This is a genomic window from Polaribacter huanghezhanensis (genome assembly GCF_030444335.1).
Taxonomy (GTDB): domain Bacteria; phylum Bacteroidota; class Bacteroidia; order Flavobacteriales; family Flavobacteriaceae; genus Polaribacter; species Polaribacter huanghezhanensis.
The window spans coordinates 652,397-669,073 of the sequence record NZ_CP128595.1; the positions used below are offsets into that span (position 1 = coordinate 652,397).

Consider the following 16,677-nt stretch of genomic DNA (forward strand, 5'->3'; position numbering starts at 1 on the left):
CTATTTTATTTGAGAAACTCGAAGTGTATTTACCATTCCTTTTGCTTCAACTGGCATAGAAGTTAAGTTGATAACAAAATCGTTTGCCCTTACAAAACCTCTTTTTTTTGCAATTTTATTAATATCAACAACTGTATCATCTGTGCTTTTGTTTTTATCATAAAATAAAGATTTAACGCCCCAAAGTAAACTCATTTTTGCTAAAATTCTTTTTTCTGATGAAAATGCCAAAATAAAAGATGCTGGTCTCCAGGCAGAAATTTGAAAAGCTGTATAACCACTATTTGTTAAAGTAGAAATTACTGCTGCATTTACATCATTTGCCATTAATGCTGCATGATGACAAACTGCTTTGGTAATAAAACGATCGGTTCTAATATGTGGTGGAGCTTGTGGTACTTTTATTAATGGTGAATCTTCTACACTTTTAATAATTTCTGTCATTTTTTCGATGACTCTTATTGGATATGCACCAACTGAAGTTTCTCCAGATAACATGACAGCATCAGCACCATCCATTATAGAATTGGCAACATCATTAACCTCTGCTCTAGTTGGAACCGCATTTGTAATCATTGTTTCCATCATTTGAGTTGCAATAATTACTGGAATTCTTGCCATTTTAGCTCTTTGAACTAACATTTTTTGGATAAGTGGAACTTCTTGCATCGGAATTTCAACGCCTAAATCTCCACGTGCAACCATTAAGGCATCGCAATACGGAATTAATGCATCAATATTTTGAACAGCTTCTGGCTTTTCTATTTTAGCAATAACTGGAATTCTATAATCTGATTTTTGCTTGATTAAATCGTGCAATTTTCTTAAATCTTCTGGATTTCTAACAAACGAAAGCGCAATCCAATCGACATTTTGCTCAATAGCAAAAATGGCGTCTTTCATGTCTTTCTCCGTCAACGCAGGTAAAGAAATTTTTGTATTTGGTAAATTCACACCTTTTTTAGAAGACAAAATACCGCCAACTTTTACTTTTGTAGTTACTTCGTTTGTTTTATTTGTCGTTATAACTTCAAAAAGTAGTTTTCCGTCATCAACCAAAATTTGTTCTCCTTTTTTAACATCTCTTGGAAAGTTTTGATAGGTCATAAATGCCTTCTCTTTTGTTCCAGTACATTTATCCGTAGTAAAAATAAATGTATCATCCGCTTTTAAAACCACATTCTCCTCCATTACACCAACTCTCAATTTTGGTCCTTGTAAATCGGCTAAAATAGCAATATGTATGTTTTTTTCTTCATTAATTTCTCTGATATCTTTTATTCTTGCTTTTACATTCTCATTGTCTGCATGAGAAAAATTAATTCTAAAAACATTGACTCCTTTATCTACCAATTCAGAAATTATTTCTTTGGTGTTTGATGCTGGGCCTAATGTTGCTATTATTTTTGTTTTTTTATTATTTGACATAACTTAAAAAATTAAAAAATCTTTCGATTTTAAGATGTTTGGATCTATTTTATATGATGTAATTACCTGATTGATAGCATTTATTTCTTCAACCTTTTTAGCGATATAATCGGAATTAAAATCGCCTTCTAATTTTAGAAAAAAATCTACTTTTCTTTTTTCTGGAATTAAATAGGTCGTTATTTCGTTTGATGGAAATAATCCTGTAGAAATTTCTTCTAAATGATTTGTATATTGGTTAGAAATTAAAAACCAAGATTGACTAAATTTTGTATTCACAAACTCATAAATACAAAACGTAGCATTGTTGTTTTTGTTTTCAAAATCTAAACTATATGTTGCTTTAACAAATTTTGTGTTTATTTTTTGATTTAATACATATGCTAATTTATACTCTTCTAAGGCAGAATGAATTCCTATTAAAGTATAATTATTATCAGAAAAATCATTTAATTCGAGCGAGTGTATCTGCAAAGCTAAACAATTTAGGGTTTTTAATCTCTATCAACTACAATTATGGCTAAATTACATATTGTTTCTGATAAAATAATTAAAAAAAAGTAAAAACAGAATTGTAAAAAAATTAAGAATTTGTTATTTCGGCTTGTAAAGCAAAATAAACTCGTTTTGAGGCTTGTTCTTCTGCCTTCTTCTTTGATGTTGCTCTTCCTTTAGCAATTAAAACTCCATCAATGCTAATTTTTACACTAAAATGTTTTGTGTTTTCGTTTCCAGAATCTTCGTAGATATCGAAGTTGTATTGTTTTTTTTGCTTCTGGCACCATTCGATGATCAACCCTTTATAGCTTGTAATTTTACCTTCGAGCTTTGCAATATCTACATACGGAGTAATCGCATTTTCGTAAATAAATTTTTTACAATAATTATACCCTCTATCTAAATAAATTGCTCCAACTAATGCCTCAAAAATATTACCATAAATATTATCGCCAACATTTTCTCTGTCAAAATTACTTTTTACATATTTAATTAGCTCTAAGTCTTTTCCAATTTCATTTAAATGTTCTCTACTCACAATTTTAGAACGCATTTGTGTTAAGTAGCCTTCGGTTCCTTTAGGGACTTTTTTATATAAATAAGATGCAATTATAGAACCCAACATGGCATCGCCTAAAAATTCTAAACGTTCATAATTAAGAGGATTCCCTTTATCGTCTTTTAGTTTTAAAGATCTATGAGTAAATGCTTTTTTGTAAAAGCTAAGTTTTTTTGGAGAAAAGTTAAGAAGTGCTTTTAACTCGTAATAGAAACCCTCATCTTCTTTTTTTTGGGGGTTTACAATTTTACGGATAAAATTCATGCAGAATTAATCAATTTTTTTAAGCGCGACACAAGCATTGTGTCCTCCAAAACCAAATGTATTGCTCATGGCAATTTTAACTTCTCGTTTTTGCGACTTGTTAAATGTGAAATTCAGTTTACTATCAATTTGATCATCATCTGTAAAATGATTTATTGTCGGAGGAACTTCGCCCTTATTGATTGCTAAAATCGAAGCGATAGCTTCAATTGCACCAGCGGCTCCTAATAAATGACCTGTCATTGATTTTGTAGAATTGATATTGATGTTATAAGCATGTTCTCCGAAAACCTCTAAAATTGCTTTAGATTCAGCAATATCTCCTAACGGAGTAGATGTTCCGTGCATATTAATAGCATCTATATCTTCTGGATTAATTCCAGCGTCTCTTAAACAATTTAACATTACATTTCTTGCTCCCAATCCTTCTGGATGTGGCGCTGTAATATGATGCGCATCAGAAGACATTCCGCCTCCAAGTACTTCAGCATATATTTTAGCTCCACGAGCTTTTGCATGTTCGTATTCTTCAAGTATTAGAGCTCCAGCTCCCTCTCCTAACACAAATCCTTCTCTATCTTTATCAAAGGGTCTAGAGGCAGTTTCTGGACTATCATTTCTTGTTGATAGTGCATGCATTGCGTTAAATCCTCCCATTCCAGCAATTGTAACAGCAGCTTCAGAACCACCAGTAACGATAGCATCTGCATGTCCTAATCGGATGTAATTTAAAGAATCAATAATAGCATTTGATGAAGATGCACAGGCAGAAACCGTTGCAAAATTTGGTCCTCTAAAACCATGTTTAATAGAGATTTGCCCAGGAGCAATATCAGAAATCATTTTTGGAATAAAAAACGGGTTAAATCTTGGTGAACCATCTCCGGCAGCAAAGTTTAATACTTCGTTTTGAAACGTTTCTAATCCTCCAATTCCTGAACCCCAAATTACCCCAATCCTATCAGGATCATGATCTTCTGAGTTTAAACCAGAATCAGCAATTGCTTCATCTGATGCAACCATTGCATATTGAGTGAAACGATCCATTTTACGGGCTTCTTTTCTATCAATAAAGTCGGTTACATTAAAGTTTTTTAATTCACATGCAAAACGAGTTTTGAACTTAGTCGCATCAAAATACGTTATAGGCGCAGCTCCGCTAACTCCGTTAACTAAACCGCTCCAATATTCTTGTATATTATTACCAATTGGTGTTAATGCACCAAGTCCAGTTACAACAACTCGTTTAATTTGCATATAAAAATTACTTTTTAGCTTCTTCTATGTAGCTTACTGCTTGACCAACTGTACCAATGTTTTCTGCTTGGTCGTCTGGTATTTGGATATCAAATTCTTTTTCGAATTCCATAATTAATTCCACAGTATCTAAAGAATCTGCTCCTAAATCGTTAGTAAAGCTAGCTTCATTTGTTACTTCGTTGTCGTCTACTCCTAATTTGTCTACGATAATAGCTTTTACTCTTGATGCAATGTCTGACATAATTTTCTAAGTTTTAAAATTTTAATCGGGGACAAAAATACGAATCTTATTATTTAATTCTACTTTTTCCACGAAAATTGTTGAATCTAAATTAAAAAAAATCTTTAAACTTTTAGCAATCTAGACAATATTGTTAATAATTATTCCTTTTTTTGTAGTGAAACAAATCTATTTAAAATGAAAAGAATTGCCCTTTTTGCTTCGGGTTCTGGCTCTAATGCAGAAAATATCATCAATTATTTTACGCTTAAAAAAACGGCAGTTGTAACCAAAGTATTTTGTAATAATCCGAATGCAAAAGTTTTTGACCGTTGCAAACGATTACAAATTGATACTGTTTTGTTCTCAAAAGAAGATTTTTTTAACTCTGATGTTGTTTTAAATCAACTTAAAGATGTTGCTGATTACATTGTTTTGGCTGGCTTTTTATTGAAAATTCCGTCTACCATTATTGATGCATACCCAAATAAAATAATCAATATCCATCCTGCCTTACTACCAAAATATGGCGGAAAAGGGATGTACGGAATGCATGTACATAATGCGGTGAAAGAAAATAAAGACTCTGAAACAGGAATTACCATTCATTTTGTAAATGAGAACTATGATGAAGGAGCAATTATTTTTCAGGCAACAACAAAACTTGAAAATTCTGATTCCGTAGGAGTTATTGCTCAAAAAATTCATACCTTAGAGTATACACATTTTCCGAAAGTAATAGAATCGGTAATTTTACAATAAATGGCTACTAAGAAGCAAAAATATTATGTGGTTTGGACTGGCAGAAAAAAAGGTGTTTTTTCTTCTTGGGACGATTGTAAAAAACAAATAGATGGTTTTGAGGGTGCGCAATACAAAGCTTTTACTGATAAAAAGGAAGCGCAATTAGCATACAATAAAAATTACTTTGCTTACAAAGGAAAGAATACTAAAAAACCTACATTAACGGAATCGGAAAAGAAAAAATTTGGTTCGCCAATCTTAGAAAGTATTTCTGTAGATGCTGCGTGTAGCGGAAATCCGGGAAAAATGGAATACCGTGGTGTATTAACGCACAACAAACAACAAATTTTCATCAAAGGTCCGTTTAAAAAGGGCACTAATAATATTGGTGAGTTTTTAGCGCTCGTTCATGGATTGGCTTTGTTAAAAAGTAAAAAGAAAGAAGACATTCCTGTGTATTCTGATTCTAAAATTGCCATGAGTTGGATTAAAAAAAAGCAATGCAGAACCAATTTGGTTTTTGATGCTTCTAACAAAGATTTACTAGAATTGATTAAACGTGCCGAAAAATGGCTAAACGAAAACTCGTTTAGAAACCCCATTTTAAAATGGGAAACCAAAGCTTGGGGAGAAATTCCTGCTGATTTTGGGAGAAAATAGTGGCGCAGCCACTTTTAGGCATCTCACTCAAAAATAAAGAATATTCTTTTTGCTAAGAAAGCATCATTACAGCCTTTTTTACAGCAGCAATAAAAATATCTATTTCTTCTTTGGTGTTGTAAAAAGAAAAAGAAGCTCTAACCGTTCCTGGAATCTTATAAAAGTTCATAATTGGTTGTGCGCAATGATGCCCGGTTCTTACTGCGACTCCTAGTTTATCTAGAATTACGCCAATGTCGTACGAATGAATTCCTTCAACATTAAAAGAAATAACAGCCGTTTTTTTTGATGTTCCGTAAATTAATACTCCATCAACTTCTTTTAGTTTTTTGGTTCCGTATTGTAACAATTCTTCTTCGTAAGCAGCAATTTTATCAAAACCAATAGCATTCATATAATCTAAAGCAACTCCAAAGGCAATTCCGCCGCAAATATTTGGCGTTCCAGCTTCAAATTTATGAGGCAATCCTGCATAGGTCGTTTTTTCAAAAGTTACGGTTTCAATCATTTCTCCTCCTCCTTGATAAGGCGGTAATTTTTCCAACCATTTTTCTTTTCCGTATAGAATTCCAACACCTGTTGGGCCACAAATTTTATGCGCAGAAGCCACATAAAAATCGACATCTAACTCTTGTACATCTGGTTTTATATGCGGCGTTGCTTGCGCGCCATCAATTAAAACTGCAGCACCAACTTTGTGCGCTTTTTCTATAATTTCTTTGATCGGATTGATCGTTCCCAGCGCATTTGAAACATGATTACAGAAAACCATTTTTGTTTTATCAGAAAGTAGTTCATCAAAAGCATTCATATCTAATGTTCCGTTTTGCAACATCGGAATCACTTTTAAAATAGCGCCTGTTTTTTTACACAACATTTGCCAAGGCACAATATTAGAATGATGTTCTAACGCAGAAACGATAATTTCATCTCCTTTTTCTAACAATTCAGAAAACCCTGAAGCAACCATATTTATTGAATCTGTTGTTCCGGATGTAAAAATAATTTCGTACGCTTTTTCTGCATTAAAATGTTTCTGTATTTTAATTCGAGCTTCTTCGTACTTGTCTGTAGCTTCTTGACTTAAAGCATGAACTCCACGGTGAATATTTGCATTGTAATTGCTGTAATAATCTACAATGGCATCAATCACAATTTTTGGCGTTTGCGACGTTGCTGCATTGTCAAAATACACCAATGGCTTACCATTCACTTGTCTTTTTAAAATTGGAAAATCTGCTCTAATTTTTTCTACTGGAAACATCATCTTGTATATTGAATTACAAAAATAACTTTTGTAAGTGAGACATCCTTATAACAAGCGTTAAATTATTATATTTACTGCACCTATTTTATATTACTTATCAAATGAAAATTCTAAAGAGAGTCTTACTGCTACTTATTTCTGTTGTTTTAATACTTATCGTCTATAATTATCCGAAATTAAACATCATTGCCGGGTATTCTGCAAAGAACATGAATTCATCTGTATTTTTAGCCGGGCGAACACTGCAATTTACAGACAGCACCGACAATCATTTTTCTCCAATAAACTTAGCTTCTGATCTTGTTGATGTTGATACAAAATCTGCCTCAAGTTCTGTTTTTGGATTGTTAACCAGAACGGCAATTTATAGAGAAGGTTTAGGAAGTGTTTTAATTACGGATGATTTTGATACTTCTGTAGAAGTTCGTGTTCCAAAAAGAACAAAACCAGATAATTTAACTGCGTTTCCACTTGGAAATGCCGAACAAAAAGATTCTGTTTTAACAGATGTAAATTACAACAAGCTAAACAAAACTGTCGGAAATCTATTTACAAACCACACGCAAACTAGAGCTGTGGTGGTGATTCATAAAAACCAAATTATAGCAGAAAAGTATGCAAAAGGTTTTACTAAAAACGCTCGTATTTTAGGTTGGTCTATGACCAAAAGTATTATGAGTACTGTGTTTGGAATCCTACAAACACAAGGAAAAATTAATGTGTTTGATAAAGCGCCAATTACAGAATGGCAAAACGATGACAGAAAAAACATTACCATCAACAATTTATTGCAAATGAATTCTGGTTTAGCATGGGATGAAAACTACAACGAAATTTCTGATGTCACTAAAATGTTGTTTCTAGAAAAAGACATGACGAAGATTCAAGCAAAAAAACAATTTGCTGGCAAACCTAACGAAACTTGGAGTTATTCTTCTGGAACTACTAATTTATTATCCGGAATTCTTAGAAATATCTTTAAAACTCATCAAGAATATTTAGATTATTGGTACACACAACTTATTGATAAAATTGGCATGAATTCAATGGTGATTGAAACAGATATGGCAGGAAATTACGTCGGATCTTCTTATGCTTGGGCAACACCAAGAGATTGGGCAAAGTTTGGATTATTGTATTTAAACAACGGAAATTGGAATGGAGAACAACTTTTCGATGCTTCTTGGGTTGATTATGTTACAACTCCAACAAATGGCTCTAACGGAACGTATGGTGCTCAGTTTTGGCTAAATGCTAATGGTCAATTTCCTGATGTTCCCAAAAACATGTTTTATGCAGATGGTTATCAAGGTCAGTTTGTGTTTGTATTTCCAGACCAAGATTTGGTTGTGGTAAGAATGGGTTTATCGCATATTGATATTAATGCGTTTTTGAAGGGCGTTTTAGAAAGCATAAAATAACTTTAATCTAATTTTTTCAACACTTTACCATGCCAGTTTACATAATTTACTTCTAAACGACCATGCAATTCTATTAAAAATGTTTTTTTATCAATTGCACCATAATTTTCTATTATCAAAGAGCTGTTTTTTTTGAAGTCACTTCCCATAGAGGTTACAAACTCACCATCAATTTTTCCTGTTTTTCTATTTATGATAAGGTTTTGTTGGCATTCAGTACCACAACCAAAAGTGACAATAGTATAATGTCCTGAAAAATTAATTCCTGCTTTGCATTGCTCAATGATGCGATCTTTATAATTGTTTAAATATGATTTTTTTGGAATTATTGGAAATTTCTGTTCTCCCTCATATATTTTTCTTTTATAATTTGTAAAGTTTAAAGGATTGAATTTTTCAAAAAAGAGAATATCATTCCTCGACTCTCCCTTGCTTAAAAAGACAACATCTTTATGCTTTATAGACACTTTATAATCAAAGAATTTATGCACATCAGATTGCGGAACAACTTTTATTTGTTGCTTTTTAGAACCCAACACCAAATATTTTTTTGTGTTTAATAAAGTATCTAGTTGTTGAAAATGTTTATTTATTTCAGTAATTGAAGAAATAACTTGATTTCCTCGAAACGCAAATACACCTCCTAGTATAATCAATAAGCTACAAAAAGAAATTACTTTATTTTTCATCTTATAAATTTAAGAAAAAAATAATTCCTATTAATTATTGAAAAGTTGGCACTAAAAATTTTATTTAAACAAACTACTTTGTATCCATAAAAAACCACGCAAATTGCGTGGTTTAAATTTTATCCAAAAGCCAGTTATTGCTTATAAATCAAATCCGATATTAACGTTTAACTTACTGGCTATTAGTTTTGTAATTCTAGATTTCACTTCCGGAATTTTCACACTTTCTAACACGGTATTTGCAAAAGCGTACATCAACAATGCTTTTCCTTCTTTCTTCGGAATTCCGCGTTGTTGCATGTAAAATAAGGCATCAGAATCTAATTGACCAATGGTACAACCGTGAGAACATTTTACATCATCCGCAAAAATTTCTAATTGCGGTTTTGCATTGATGGTCGATTTATCACTAATTAACACATTGTTATTTTGTTGATATGCATTTGTTTTCTGCGCTTCTTTTTCTACAATTACTTTTCCGTTAAAAACACCTGTAGAGCGTTCGTCAAAAATACCTTTATAATCTTGATGACTTTCACAATTTGGCTCTATATGATTTACCAACGTATGATGATCTACATGTTGCTTTCCTTCAATAATGGTAATTCCTTTTAAAATAGAATTGATGTGTTCTCCTCTTTGATAAAAGTTTAAGTTATTTCTAGTGATGTTTCCTCCAAACGAAAATGTATGTACAGAAACCTCACTATTTGTTTTTTGCTCAATATAGGTGTTGTCAACTAACGAAGCATTGTCTTTATCATTCTGAATTTTATACAGATCTATCGTAGCATTTCTTGCTGCAAAAACTTCCGTAACAACATTTGTTAAGGCCGCATTTTCTGTTAAACTTTGATGACGTTCTATAATTTGAACATGTGCATTTTCTTCAACCACAAGTAAGTTTCTTGGCTGAATCATTGTTGCAACATCGTTTCCTGTTGTAAAGTTGATGATTTCAATCGGTTTTTCTACCTCAACATTTCTAGGAATATAAATGTACGCGCCTTCGTTTGCAAAAGCCGTATTTAACGACGTTAAGTTGTCTTGCTTTGCAATTTTATTGAAATAATTTTCAATAACTGGTTTGTATTTAGATTTTGATAATGCGGTAGACATTAAACAAATATCTTTTCCATCATGTGTTGTATCAGACAAAAAAGAACTGTATTTTCCATCAACAAAAACAATCTTATAGGTATCTATATCATGAATAAAATACTTCTTAACATCTGCAAATTCAATCGAATTTTCTTTGTTAGGAAAAATGCTAAAATCGTTTTTTAAAACTGAATTTAACGATGTGTATTTCCATTCCTCTAACTTCTTAGTTGGAAAACCTAAGGTATCGAAGTTACGTAACGCTTCTGAACGAATATCATGAATTGCGGTATTCACATTGATATCATTTTCAAATGCTACATAAGACTCTATTATTTTATCTTTTAATTCCATTTTTATGAGTTTTAAAGTTGGAAGTTTTTAAAGTTTCTAAAGTTTTGCATTTACATCACTTTATTACTTATCCAACTTTTAACCTTTTTACTTTTAAACTTTCTAACTAAACCAATTCCTTTTTAATCCAGTCGTATCCTTTTGCTTCTAATTCTAATGCTAGAGAAGCATCTCCGGTTTTTACGATTTTACCATCGTATAAAACATGCACAAAATCAGGAACGATATATTCTAATAAACGTTGGTAATGTGTAATTACAATTACGGCGTTGTCTTTCGATTTTAGTTTGTTTACGCCGTTTGCAACAATTCGCAACGCATCAATATCTAAACCAGAATCTGTTTCGTCTAAAATTGCCAATTTTGGCTCTAACATTGCCATTTGAAAAATCTCATTACGTTTCTTTTCTCCTCCAGAAAAACCTTCGTTTAAAGAACGCGATAAAAACTTACGATCTATTTCTAACAATTCTGATTTCTCACGAATCATTTTCAACATGTCTTTTGCAGGCATGTCTTCTAAACCTTTAGCTTTACGAGTTTCGTTAATTGCAGTTTTTATAAAGTTGGTTACAGAAACCCCAGGAATTTCTACCGGATATTGAAACGATAAAAACACGCCATTGTGTGCTCTTTCTTCTGGAGCTAATTCGCTAATATCTTCTCCGTTTAATTCAATAATTCCATCTGTAACTTCATATTCATCTTTTCCTGCAACAATATTTGCCAAGGTGCTTTTTCCAGCTCCATTTGGGCCCATAATTGCATGAACTTCTCCAGCTTTTACTTCAATATTCAATCCTTTTAAGATTGCTTTATTGTCTATGCTTGCGTGTAAATTGTTAATCTTTAACATTTTCCTAATTTGTTTATCTGTTCATTCGTTAGACTGTTTAAACGACTCAACGCATAAACAATTAAACGATAAAATTTTACCCTACTGATCCCTCAAGAGAGATTTCTAATAACTTTTGTGCTTCTACGGCGAATTCCATTGGCAACTTATTGAGTACTTCTTTACTAAATCCGTTTACAATTAATGCAATTGCTTTTTCCGTGTCAATTCCACGTTGATTACAGTAAAACAATTGGTCTTCTCCAATTTTACTTGTTGTTGCTTCGTGTTCTATTTGTGCTGATTTATTTTTTGCTTCGATGTACGGAAATGTGTGTGCTCCACATTCATTTCCCATCAATAATGAATCACATTGTGAAAAATTACGTGCATTTTCTGCTCTTGCTCCAACATGCACCAATCCTCTATAACTATTTTGTGATTTCCCTGCGGATATTCCTTTTGAAATAATGGTCGACTTGGTATTTTTACCTAAGTGAATCATTTTTGTACCAGTATCTGCTTGTTGATAATGGTTTGTCACTGCAATAGAATAAAACTCTCCTACCGAATTGTTTCCTTTTAAAATACAACTTGGATATTTCCAAGTTACAGCAGAACCAGTTTCTACTTGTGTCCAAGAAACTTTTGCATTCGTTTCGCAAAGAGCTCTTTTGGTTACAAAGTTAAAAACGCCCCCTTTTCCGTTTGCATCTCCAGGATACCAGTTCTGAACGGTAGAATATTTTATTTCTGCGTCGTCCATTGCAATCAATTCAACAACAGCCGCGTGCAATTGATTTTCATCTCTACTTGGTGCTGTACAACCTTCTAAATAACTTACATAACTTCCTTTGTCTGCAACAACTAATGTTCTTTCAAACTGTCCGGTTCCTCCTTCATTAATTCTAAAATATGTTGATAATTCCATCGGACAACGAACGCCTTTTGGAATGTAACAGAAAGATCCGTCAGAAAAAACTGCCGAATTTAATGCTGCATAAAAATTGTCGGAAGTAGGAACAACAGTTCCTAAATGTTTTCTCACCAATTCTGGATGTTCTTGAATTGCTTCCGAAATCGGCATAAAAATAATGCCTTTTTCACCCAATGTTTTCTTAAAAGTGGTGGCAACAGAAACAGAATCTATGACAATATCTACCGCAACATTTGACAAACGTTTTTGTTCGTCTATAGAAATTCCTAGTTTTTTAAATGTCTCTAATAAATCAGGATCCACTTCGTCCAAACTATTTAATGTTGGTTTCTTTTTTGGCGCGGAATAATAGGCAATTTCTTGAAAATTTGGTTTTGGGTACTTTACATTTGCCCAATCTGGCTCTTCCATTTTCTCCCAAACTCTAAACGCTTCAATTCGCCAATCGGTCATCCATTGTGGTTCGTTTTTCTTTTTAGAAATAGCACGAACAACATCTTCGTTTAACCCTTTTGCAAATTTATCGCTTTCTATATCTGTATAAAAACCATATTCGTATTCCTTGGTTTTTAATTCTTCTCTTAAATTATCTTCTGTGTACTTACTCATTGTTAGTTTATAATGTTAAAAAGTTAAAAGTTTATAAAGTTGAGTGTAGGTATTTTAATAATCCACTAATCAATTTTGAAACTTCATTTATTTTTAACTTTAGTTCTTCAAACTCTTTTTTACTTATATAATTTAAATCAAATGCTAAATACAATTGCGAACGAACTTCGCCTGCCGATGCTTTAGCTATGTATAAAAATCGAATAAATTCTTTTGTTGTCTGTCTTTCAAATCCTTCAGCTATATTAGATGAAATAGAAACAGATGCTCTTCTTATTTGATCTCTTAATCCAAAGTCTTTAGAAAATAAATCGTTTGAATTGGTTACTTTATAAATTATTACATTTAATTCTCTTGCTTTTTGCCATGAAATGATTTCTTCAAAAGAACTAAACTTTGCCATTATTTTAAAAACTTTTTAACTTTAATACTTTCAACTTTATAAACTGAAAGATTCTCCGCACCCGCAAGTTCTATTCGCGTTTGGATTATTAAATACAAAACCTGTTCCGTTTAAACCTCCAGAATATTCTAGTGTTGTTCCAACTAAATACAAGAAACTTTTTTTATCAACAATAATTTTTACATCATTATCTTCAAAAATTTTATCGCCTTCAGCTTGATTTTTATCAAACGTTAAATCGTATGATAAACCAGAACAACCTCCACTTTTTACACCAACACGCACAAAGTCTTTGGATGTGTCAAAACCATCATCAGCCATTAATTCTATGACTTTTTTCTTAGCGATATCTGAAACTTTTATCATAATTCTTATATAGATTAAATCCAAATTAGATGCAAATATACTGACAAAATATGATTTTCTCCTTCTTTTAACATGAATAAAATTGATTGTTTGATTGCTAAAATTAATGGCTGGTTGCACAAAACAGAAACTTTGTTAACGAACTGTTAAAAAAGTGCTATAAACTTTGTAAACAAGGAATTAAACTTACTTTTATTCCATCACTAAAACAAACCAAATGAAACGCATTTTTACCGCAATCGTATTTTTAATTGCTACTCAAATTACCGCACAAGAAAACCCTTGGTCAGAAGACTTAATTACTGTTCCTGTGAAGACCAATTATCAAAAAACTTCTACCTACGCAGAAGTAATGTCTTTTATTGCCGCATTACAGAAAAAATCTGACTTAATGCATGTAGAATACATGGCAACTAGTAAAGAAGGTAAAAAAATTCCAATGGTCATTTTGGCAAATCCAAAAATTACAACGCCCGCTGAAGCAAAAGCTTCTGGAAAACCCGTAATCTATATTCAAGGAAATATTCATTCAGGAGAAGTTGAAGGAAAAGAAATTGCTCAACAAATGATGCGCGATATTTTATTGGGTGATAAAAAGTATTTATTAGAAAATCAGATTTTAATTTTCGCCCCGATTTACAACACAGATTCTAACGACAAAATGAAACAAGGAAGAAGACCCTCGCAAGAAGACAGTCCTGTTGAAGTTGGAATTAGAGCTAACAGTCAAGGTTTGGATTTAAATAGAGACGGAGTTAAAATGGAAGCCTTTGAAACTACTGGATTAATCAAAAATGTAATTTTAAAATGGGATCCAGAAATGTTGGTAGATTTACACACAACAAACGGAACTTGGCATGGTTACGGAATTACCTACGCACCAAGTTACCATTATGCTGGTGAAAAAGCGCCGTATGATTTTACTTGGAACCAACTTTTACCAGAAGTAACAAAAAATATCGATAAAAATTACAAAGTAAAAATTGGTCCTTACGGATATTATTCCACAAAACAAGGTTGGCCGCCAACTTCAATTTACACGTATAATCATCATCCAAGATATATTGTAAACCAAATGGGATTGCGTAATAAAATCGGAATTTTAAGTGAAGCTTTTGCACATGACCGGTTATATACTAGAATGAATTCAACTTACGGATTTGTTGCAGAAATTTTAGAATTTACACATAAAAATGGTAAAAAAATGATGGCAATTAATGCGCAAGCAGAAAAAGATGCCATTCAAAATGTGATTGAAAATGCAGGAAAATCTAAAAAAGGTGTTCGTTTTAAAATGGTTGCTTTAGATAAAAAAATAGAAAACTATAGAACCTACGATTACATTCCGTTCGTTAAAAAAGACGGAAAGAAAGGATATTTACGTTCTGGAAAAATTATCGATGTACCAAATGTAACCAACATTTCAAAATTTGAAGCAACCGTTAACACCACTTTACCAAGAGGGTATTTTTTACCAAAATCAATGAAATCAATTGTTGAACTTCTTAGAAAGCAAGGCATAAAAGTTACCGAACTAAAAAATCGTAAAAGAGCAGTTGGAGAAGTATTTATGGTTGAAAAACTACACAATGCTAGTCGTAAATTTGAAGGACATAATATGGCAACTGTTGAAGGAAAATATGTTGCAAAAACGCAAACTTTTAAAAAAGGAGATTATTGGATTGACATGGCGCAACCTTTAACAAATTTAGCTTTTTACATGTTAGAACCACAATCTGATGACGGCTTAGTTTCATGGAATTTCTTTGATGACTATTTAAAAGCACAAGGCGTAGAAACAAAATCAGTAGCCTATCCTGTTTTTAAATATTATTCGGTAAAATAAAACAAAAAGCATGTCTGTTCGAGCGCAATCGAGAACTCTAAGTTACTCGATTATTATAAAAACAAGTTTCGACTCCGCTCAACCAGACAAAAGGTTAAAACATCTTTTAAACAAGCACTTTTTATGCTTTAAAAACAAATAGAATTGCTGTATCTTTGCGGCATGATTGAAGATAAAAACCAAGATAAAACCTCATTGTCTGAATTAGGAGAATTCGGATTGATAAATCATTTAACAAAGCATTTTAACACAAAGCATTCATCAACAATAAAAGCTGTTGGAGATGACGCTGCTGTATTAGACGCGTCAGAAAAACAAACTTTAATTACAACCGATTTGTTAATTGAAGGTGTTCATTTTGATTTGAGTTATATGCCGTTAAAACACTTAGGTTACAAGGCGGTAATGGTTAATTTATCTGATGTATATGCTATGAATGGAACCGCAGAACAAATTACAGTTTCTCTTGCGGTTTCTAATCGTTTTCCCTTGGAAGCAATTGAAGAATTGTATGCGGGAATTCAATTGGCTTGTGAAACATATAATGTCGATTTAATTGGTGGAGATACCACTTCATCAACAACTGGAATGTTGATTTCAATTACTGCAATTGGGAAATCAGCAAAAGAAGATGTTGTATATAGAAATGGCGCAAAAGACACTGATTTAATTGTGGTTTCTGGGGATTTAGGAGCTGCATATTTAGGGTTGCAAGTGTTAGAAAGAGAAAAGCAAGTTTTTAAAGTTGATCCAAACAATCAACCAGATTTAGATAATTACACGTATTTAATTGAGCGTCAATTAAAACCAGAAGCACGAAAAGATGTTGCTGGATTGTTAAAAGAACTAGAGGTAAAACCGACTTCTATGATTGATGTTTCTGACGGATTATCCTCAGAAATTATGCACCTTTGCTCGCAATCCAAAGTTGGATGTAAATTGTATGAAGATAAATTCCCGTTAGATCCGCAAGTAATTTCTACTTGTGAAGAATTTAATATGGATTCTACCATGATTGCTTTAAGCGGAGGCGAAGATTACGAATTGTTATTTACAGTTCCCATTGCTGATTTTGATAAAATAAAAGGAAATCCGAATTTTTCTATTATTGGTCATATTACTGAAGAAAGTCAAGGAATGAATTTAGTTACACGCGCCAACCAAGAAATTGAATTAAAAGCGCAAGGTTGGAATGCATTGAAAGAGTAATATCACT

17 protein-coding genes are annotated in these 16,677 nt (G+C 32.3%); 5 read left to right on the top strand and 12 right to left on the bottom strand.

Annotated features, from left to right (window positions below; genetic code table 11):
• The 5 genes from pyk to KCTC32516_RS03205 form a co-directional block, all read right to left on the bottom strand.
• Nucleotides 1-1,428: a pyruvate kinase gene (pyk, locus tag KCTC32516_RS03185; protein ID WP_301401894.1), complete on the bottom strand. Its 1,428-nt coding sequence runs from the start codon at nucleotides 1,426-1,428 to the stop codon at nucleotides 1-3.
• A gap of 3 nt (nucleotides 1,429-1,431) precedes the next feature.
• The gene (locus KCTC32516_RS03190) at nucleotides 1,432-1,902 is read right to left on the bottom strand and encodes an IPExxxVDY family protein (protein WP_301401895.1); all 471 of its coding nucleotides are present in this window, start codon (nucleotides 1,900-1,902) and stop codon (nucleotides 1,432-1,434) included.
• 109 nt (nucleotides 1,903-2,011) lie between these two features.
• Nucleotides 2,012-2,749 carry a ribonuclease III gene (gene rnc, locus KCTC32516_RS03195; RefSeq protein WP_301401896.1) on the bottom strand — a complete coding sequence of 246 codons (738 nt, stop codon included), beginning with the start codon at nucleotides 2,747-2,749 and terminating at the stop codon, nucleotides 2,012-2,014.
• Between the two features lie 6 nt (nucleotides 2,750-2,755).
• Entirely contained in the window at nucleotides 2,756-4,006 is a 1,251-nt protein-coding gene (gene fabF, locus KCTC32516_RS03200) for a beta-ketoacyl-ACP synthase II (RefSeq protein WP_301401897.1), read from the bottom strand.
• A gap of 7 nt (nucleotides 4,007-4,013) precedes the next feature.
• Nucleotides 4,014-4,250, bottom strand: a complete 237-nt coding sequence (locus KCTC32516_RS03205; protein ID WP_068702406.1) for an acyl carrier protein — start codon at nucleotides 4,248-4,250, stop codon at nucleotides 4,014-4,016.
• A gap of 177 nt (nucleotides 4,251-4,427) precedes the next feature.
• Between KCTC32516_RS03205 and purN the strand changes: the two genes are divergently transcribed.
• Nucleotides 4,428-4,991, top strand: coding sequence for a phosphoribosylglycinamide formyltransferase (purN, locus tag KCTC32516_RS03210; protein WP_301401898.1), 564 nt, complete (start codon nucleotides 4,428-4,430; stop codon nucleotides 4,989-4,991).
• Nucleotides 4,992-5,633, top strand: a complete 642-nt coding sequence (locus tag KCTC32516_RS03215; protein WP_301401899.1) for a ribonuclease H1 domain-containing protein — start codon at nucleotides 4,992-4,994, stop codon at nucleotides 5,631-5,633.
• A gap of 52 nt (nucleotides 5,634-5,685) precedes the next feature.
• On the opposite strand, the gene KCTC32516_RS03220 is transcribed toward KCTC32516_RS03215, so the two are convergent.
• Entirely contained in the window at nucleotides 5,686-6,897 is a 1,212-nt protein-coding gene (locus tag KCTC32516_RS03220; RefSeq protein WP_301402721.1) for an aminotransferase class V-fold PLP-dependent enzyme, read from the bottom strand.
• A 104-nt stretch (nucleotides 6,898-7,001) separates the two neighbouring features.
• On the opposite strand from KCTC32516_RS03220, the gene KCTC32516_RS03225 reads away from it, so the two are divergent.
• Nucleotides 7,002-8,321, top strand: coding sequence for a serine hydrolase domain-containing protein (locus tag KCTC32516_RS03225; protein ID WP_301401900.1), 1,320 nt, complete (start codon nucleotides 7,002-7,004; stop codon nucleotides 8,319-8,321).
• Nucleotides 8,322-8,323: 2 nt separating this feature from the next.
• On the opposite strand, the gene KCTC32516_RS03230 is transcribed toward KCTC32516_RS03225, so the two are convergent.
• The 6 genes from KCTC32516_RS03230 to KCTC32516_RS03255 form a co-directional block, all read right to left on the bottom strand.
• A complete protein-coding gene (locus KCTC32516_RS03230) occupies nucleotides 8,324-9,010 on the bottom strand; it encodes a hypothetical protein (protein ID WP_301401901.1) in 687 nt (228 codons plus the stop codon).
• A gap of 141 nt (nucleotides 9,011-9,151) precedes the next feature.
• Nucleotides 9,152-10,465 (bottom strand): Fe-S cluster assembly protein SufD, encoded by a 1,314-nt coding sequence (gene sufD / locus KCTC32516_RS03235; RefSeq protein WP_301401902.1) that lies wholly within the window; start codon nucleotides 10,463-10,465, stop codon nucleotides 9,152-9,154.
• Nucleotides 10,466-10,571: 106 nt separating this feature from the next.
• Nucleotides 10,572-11,321 (bottom strand): Fe-S cluster assembly ATPase SufC, encoded by a 750-nt coding sequence (gene sufC, locus KCTC32516_RS03240; RefSeq protein WP_301401903.1) that lies wholly within the window; start codon nucleotides 11,319-11,321, stop codon nucleotides 10,572-10,574.
• Between the two features lie 76 nt (nucleotides 11,322-11,397).
• Nucleotides 11,398-12,846 (bottom strand): Fe-S cluster assembly protein SufB, encoded by a 1,449-nt coding sequence (sufB, locus tag KCTC32516_RS03245; protein ID WP_301401904.1) that lies wholly within the window; start codon nucleotides 12,844-12,846, stop codon nucleotides 11,398-11,400.
• A 31-nt stretch (nucleotides 12,847-12,877) separates the two neighbouring features.
• On the bottom strand, nucleotides 12,878-13,249 hold the full coding sequence (locus KCTC32516_RS03250; RefSeq protein WP_301401905.1) for a four helix bundle protein: 372 nt from the start codon (nucleotides 13,247-13,249) through the stop codon (nucleotides 12,878-12,880).
• Between the two features lie 36 nt (nucleotides 13,250-13,285).
• Complete coding sequence (locus tag KCTC32516_RS03255) at nucleotides 13,286-13,615, bottom strand: HesB/IscA family protein (protein WP_301401906.1); 330 nt, start codon at nucleotides 13,613-13,615, stop codon at nucleotides 13,286-13,288.
• Between the two features lie 217 nt (nucleotides 13,616-13,832).
• Here KCTC32516_RS03255 and KCTC32516_RS03260 point away from each other — a divergent pair, with 217 nt between their 5' ends.
• Nucleotides 13,833-15,461 carry a M14 family metallopeptidase gene (locus KCTC32516_RS03260; protein ID WP_301401907.1) on the top strand — a complete coding sequence of 543 codons (1,629 nt, stop codon included), beginning with the start codon at nucleotides 13,833-13,835 and terminating at the stop codon, nucleotides 15,459-15,461.
• A gap of 162 nt (nucleotides 15,462-15,623) precedes the next feature.
• The gene (gene thiL, locus KCTC32516_RS03265; protein WP_301401908.1) at nucleotides 15,624-16,670 is read left to right on the top strand and encodes a thiamine-phosphate kinase; all 1,047 of its coding nucleotides are present in this window, start codon (nucleotides 15,624-15,626) and stop codon (nucleotides 16,668-16,670) included.
• Nucleotides 16,671-16,677 lie beyond the last annotated feature (7 nt).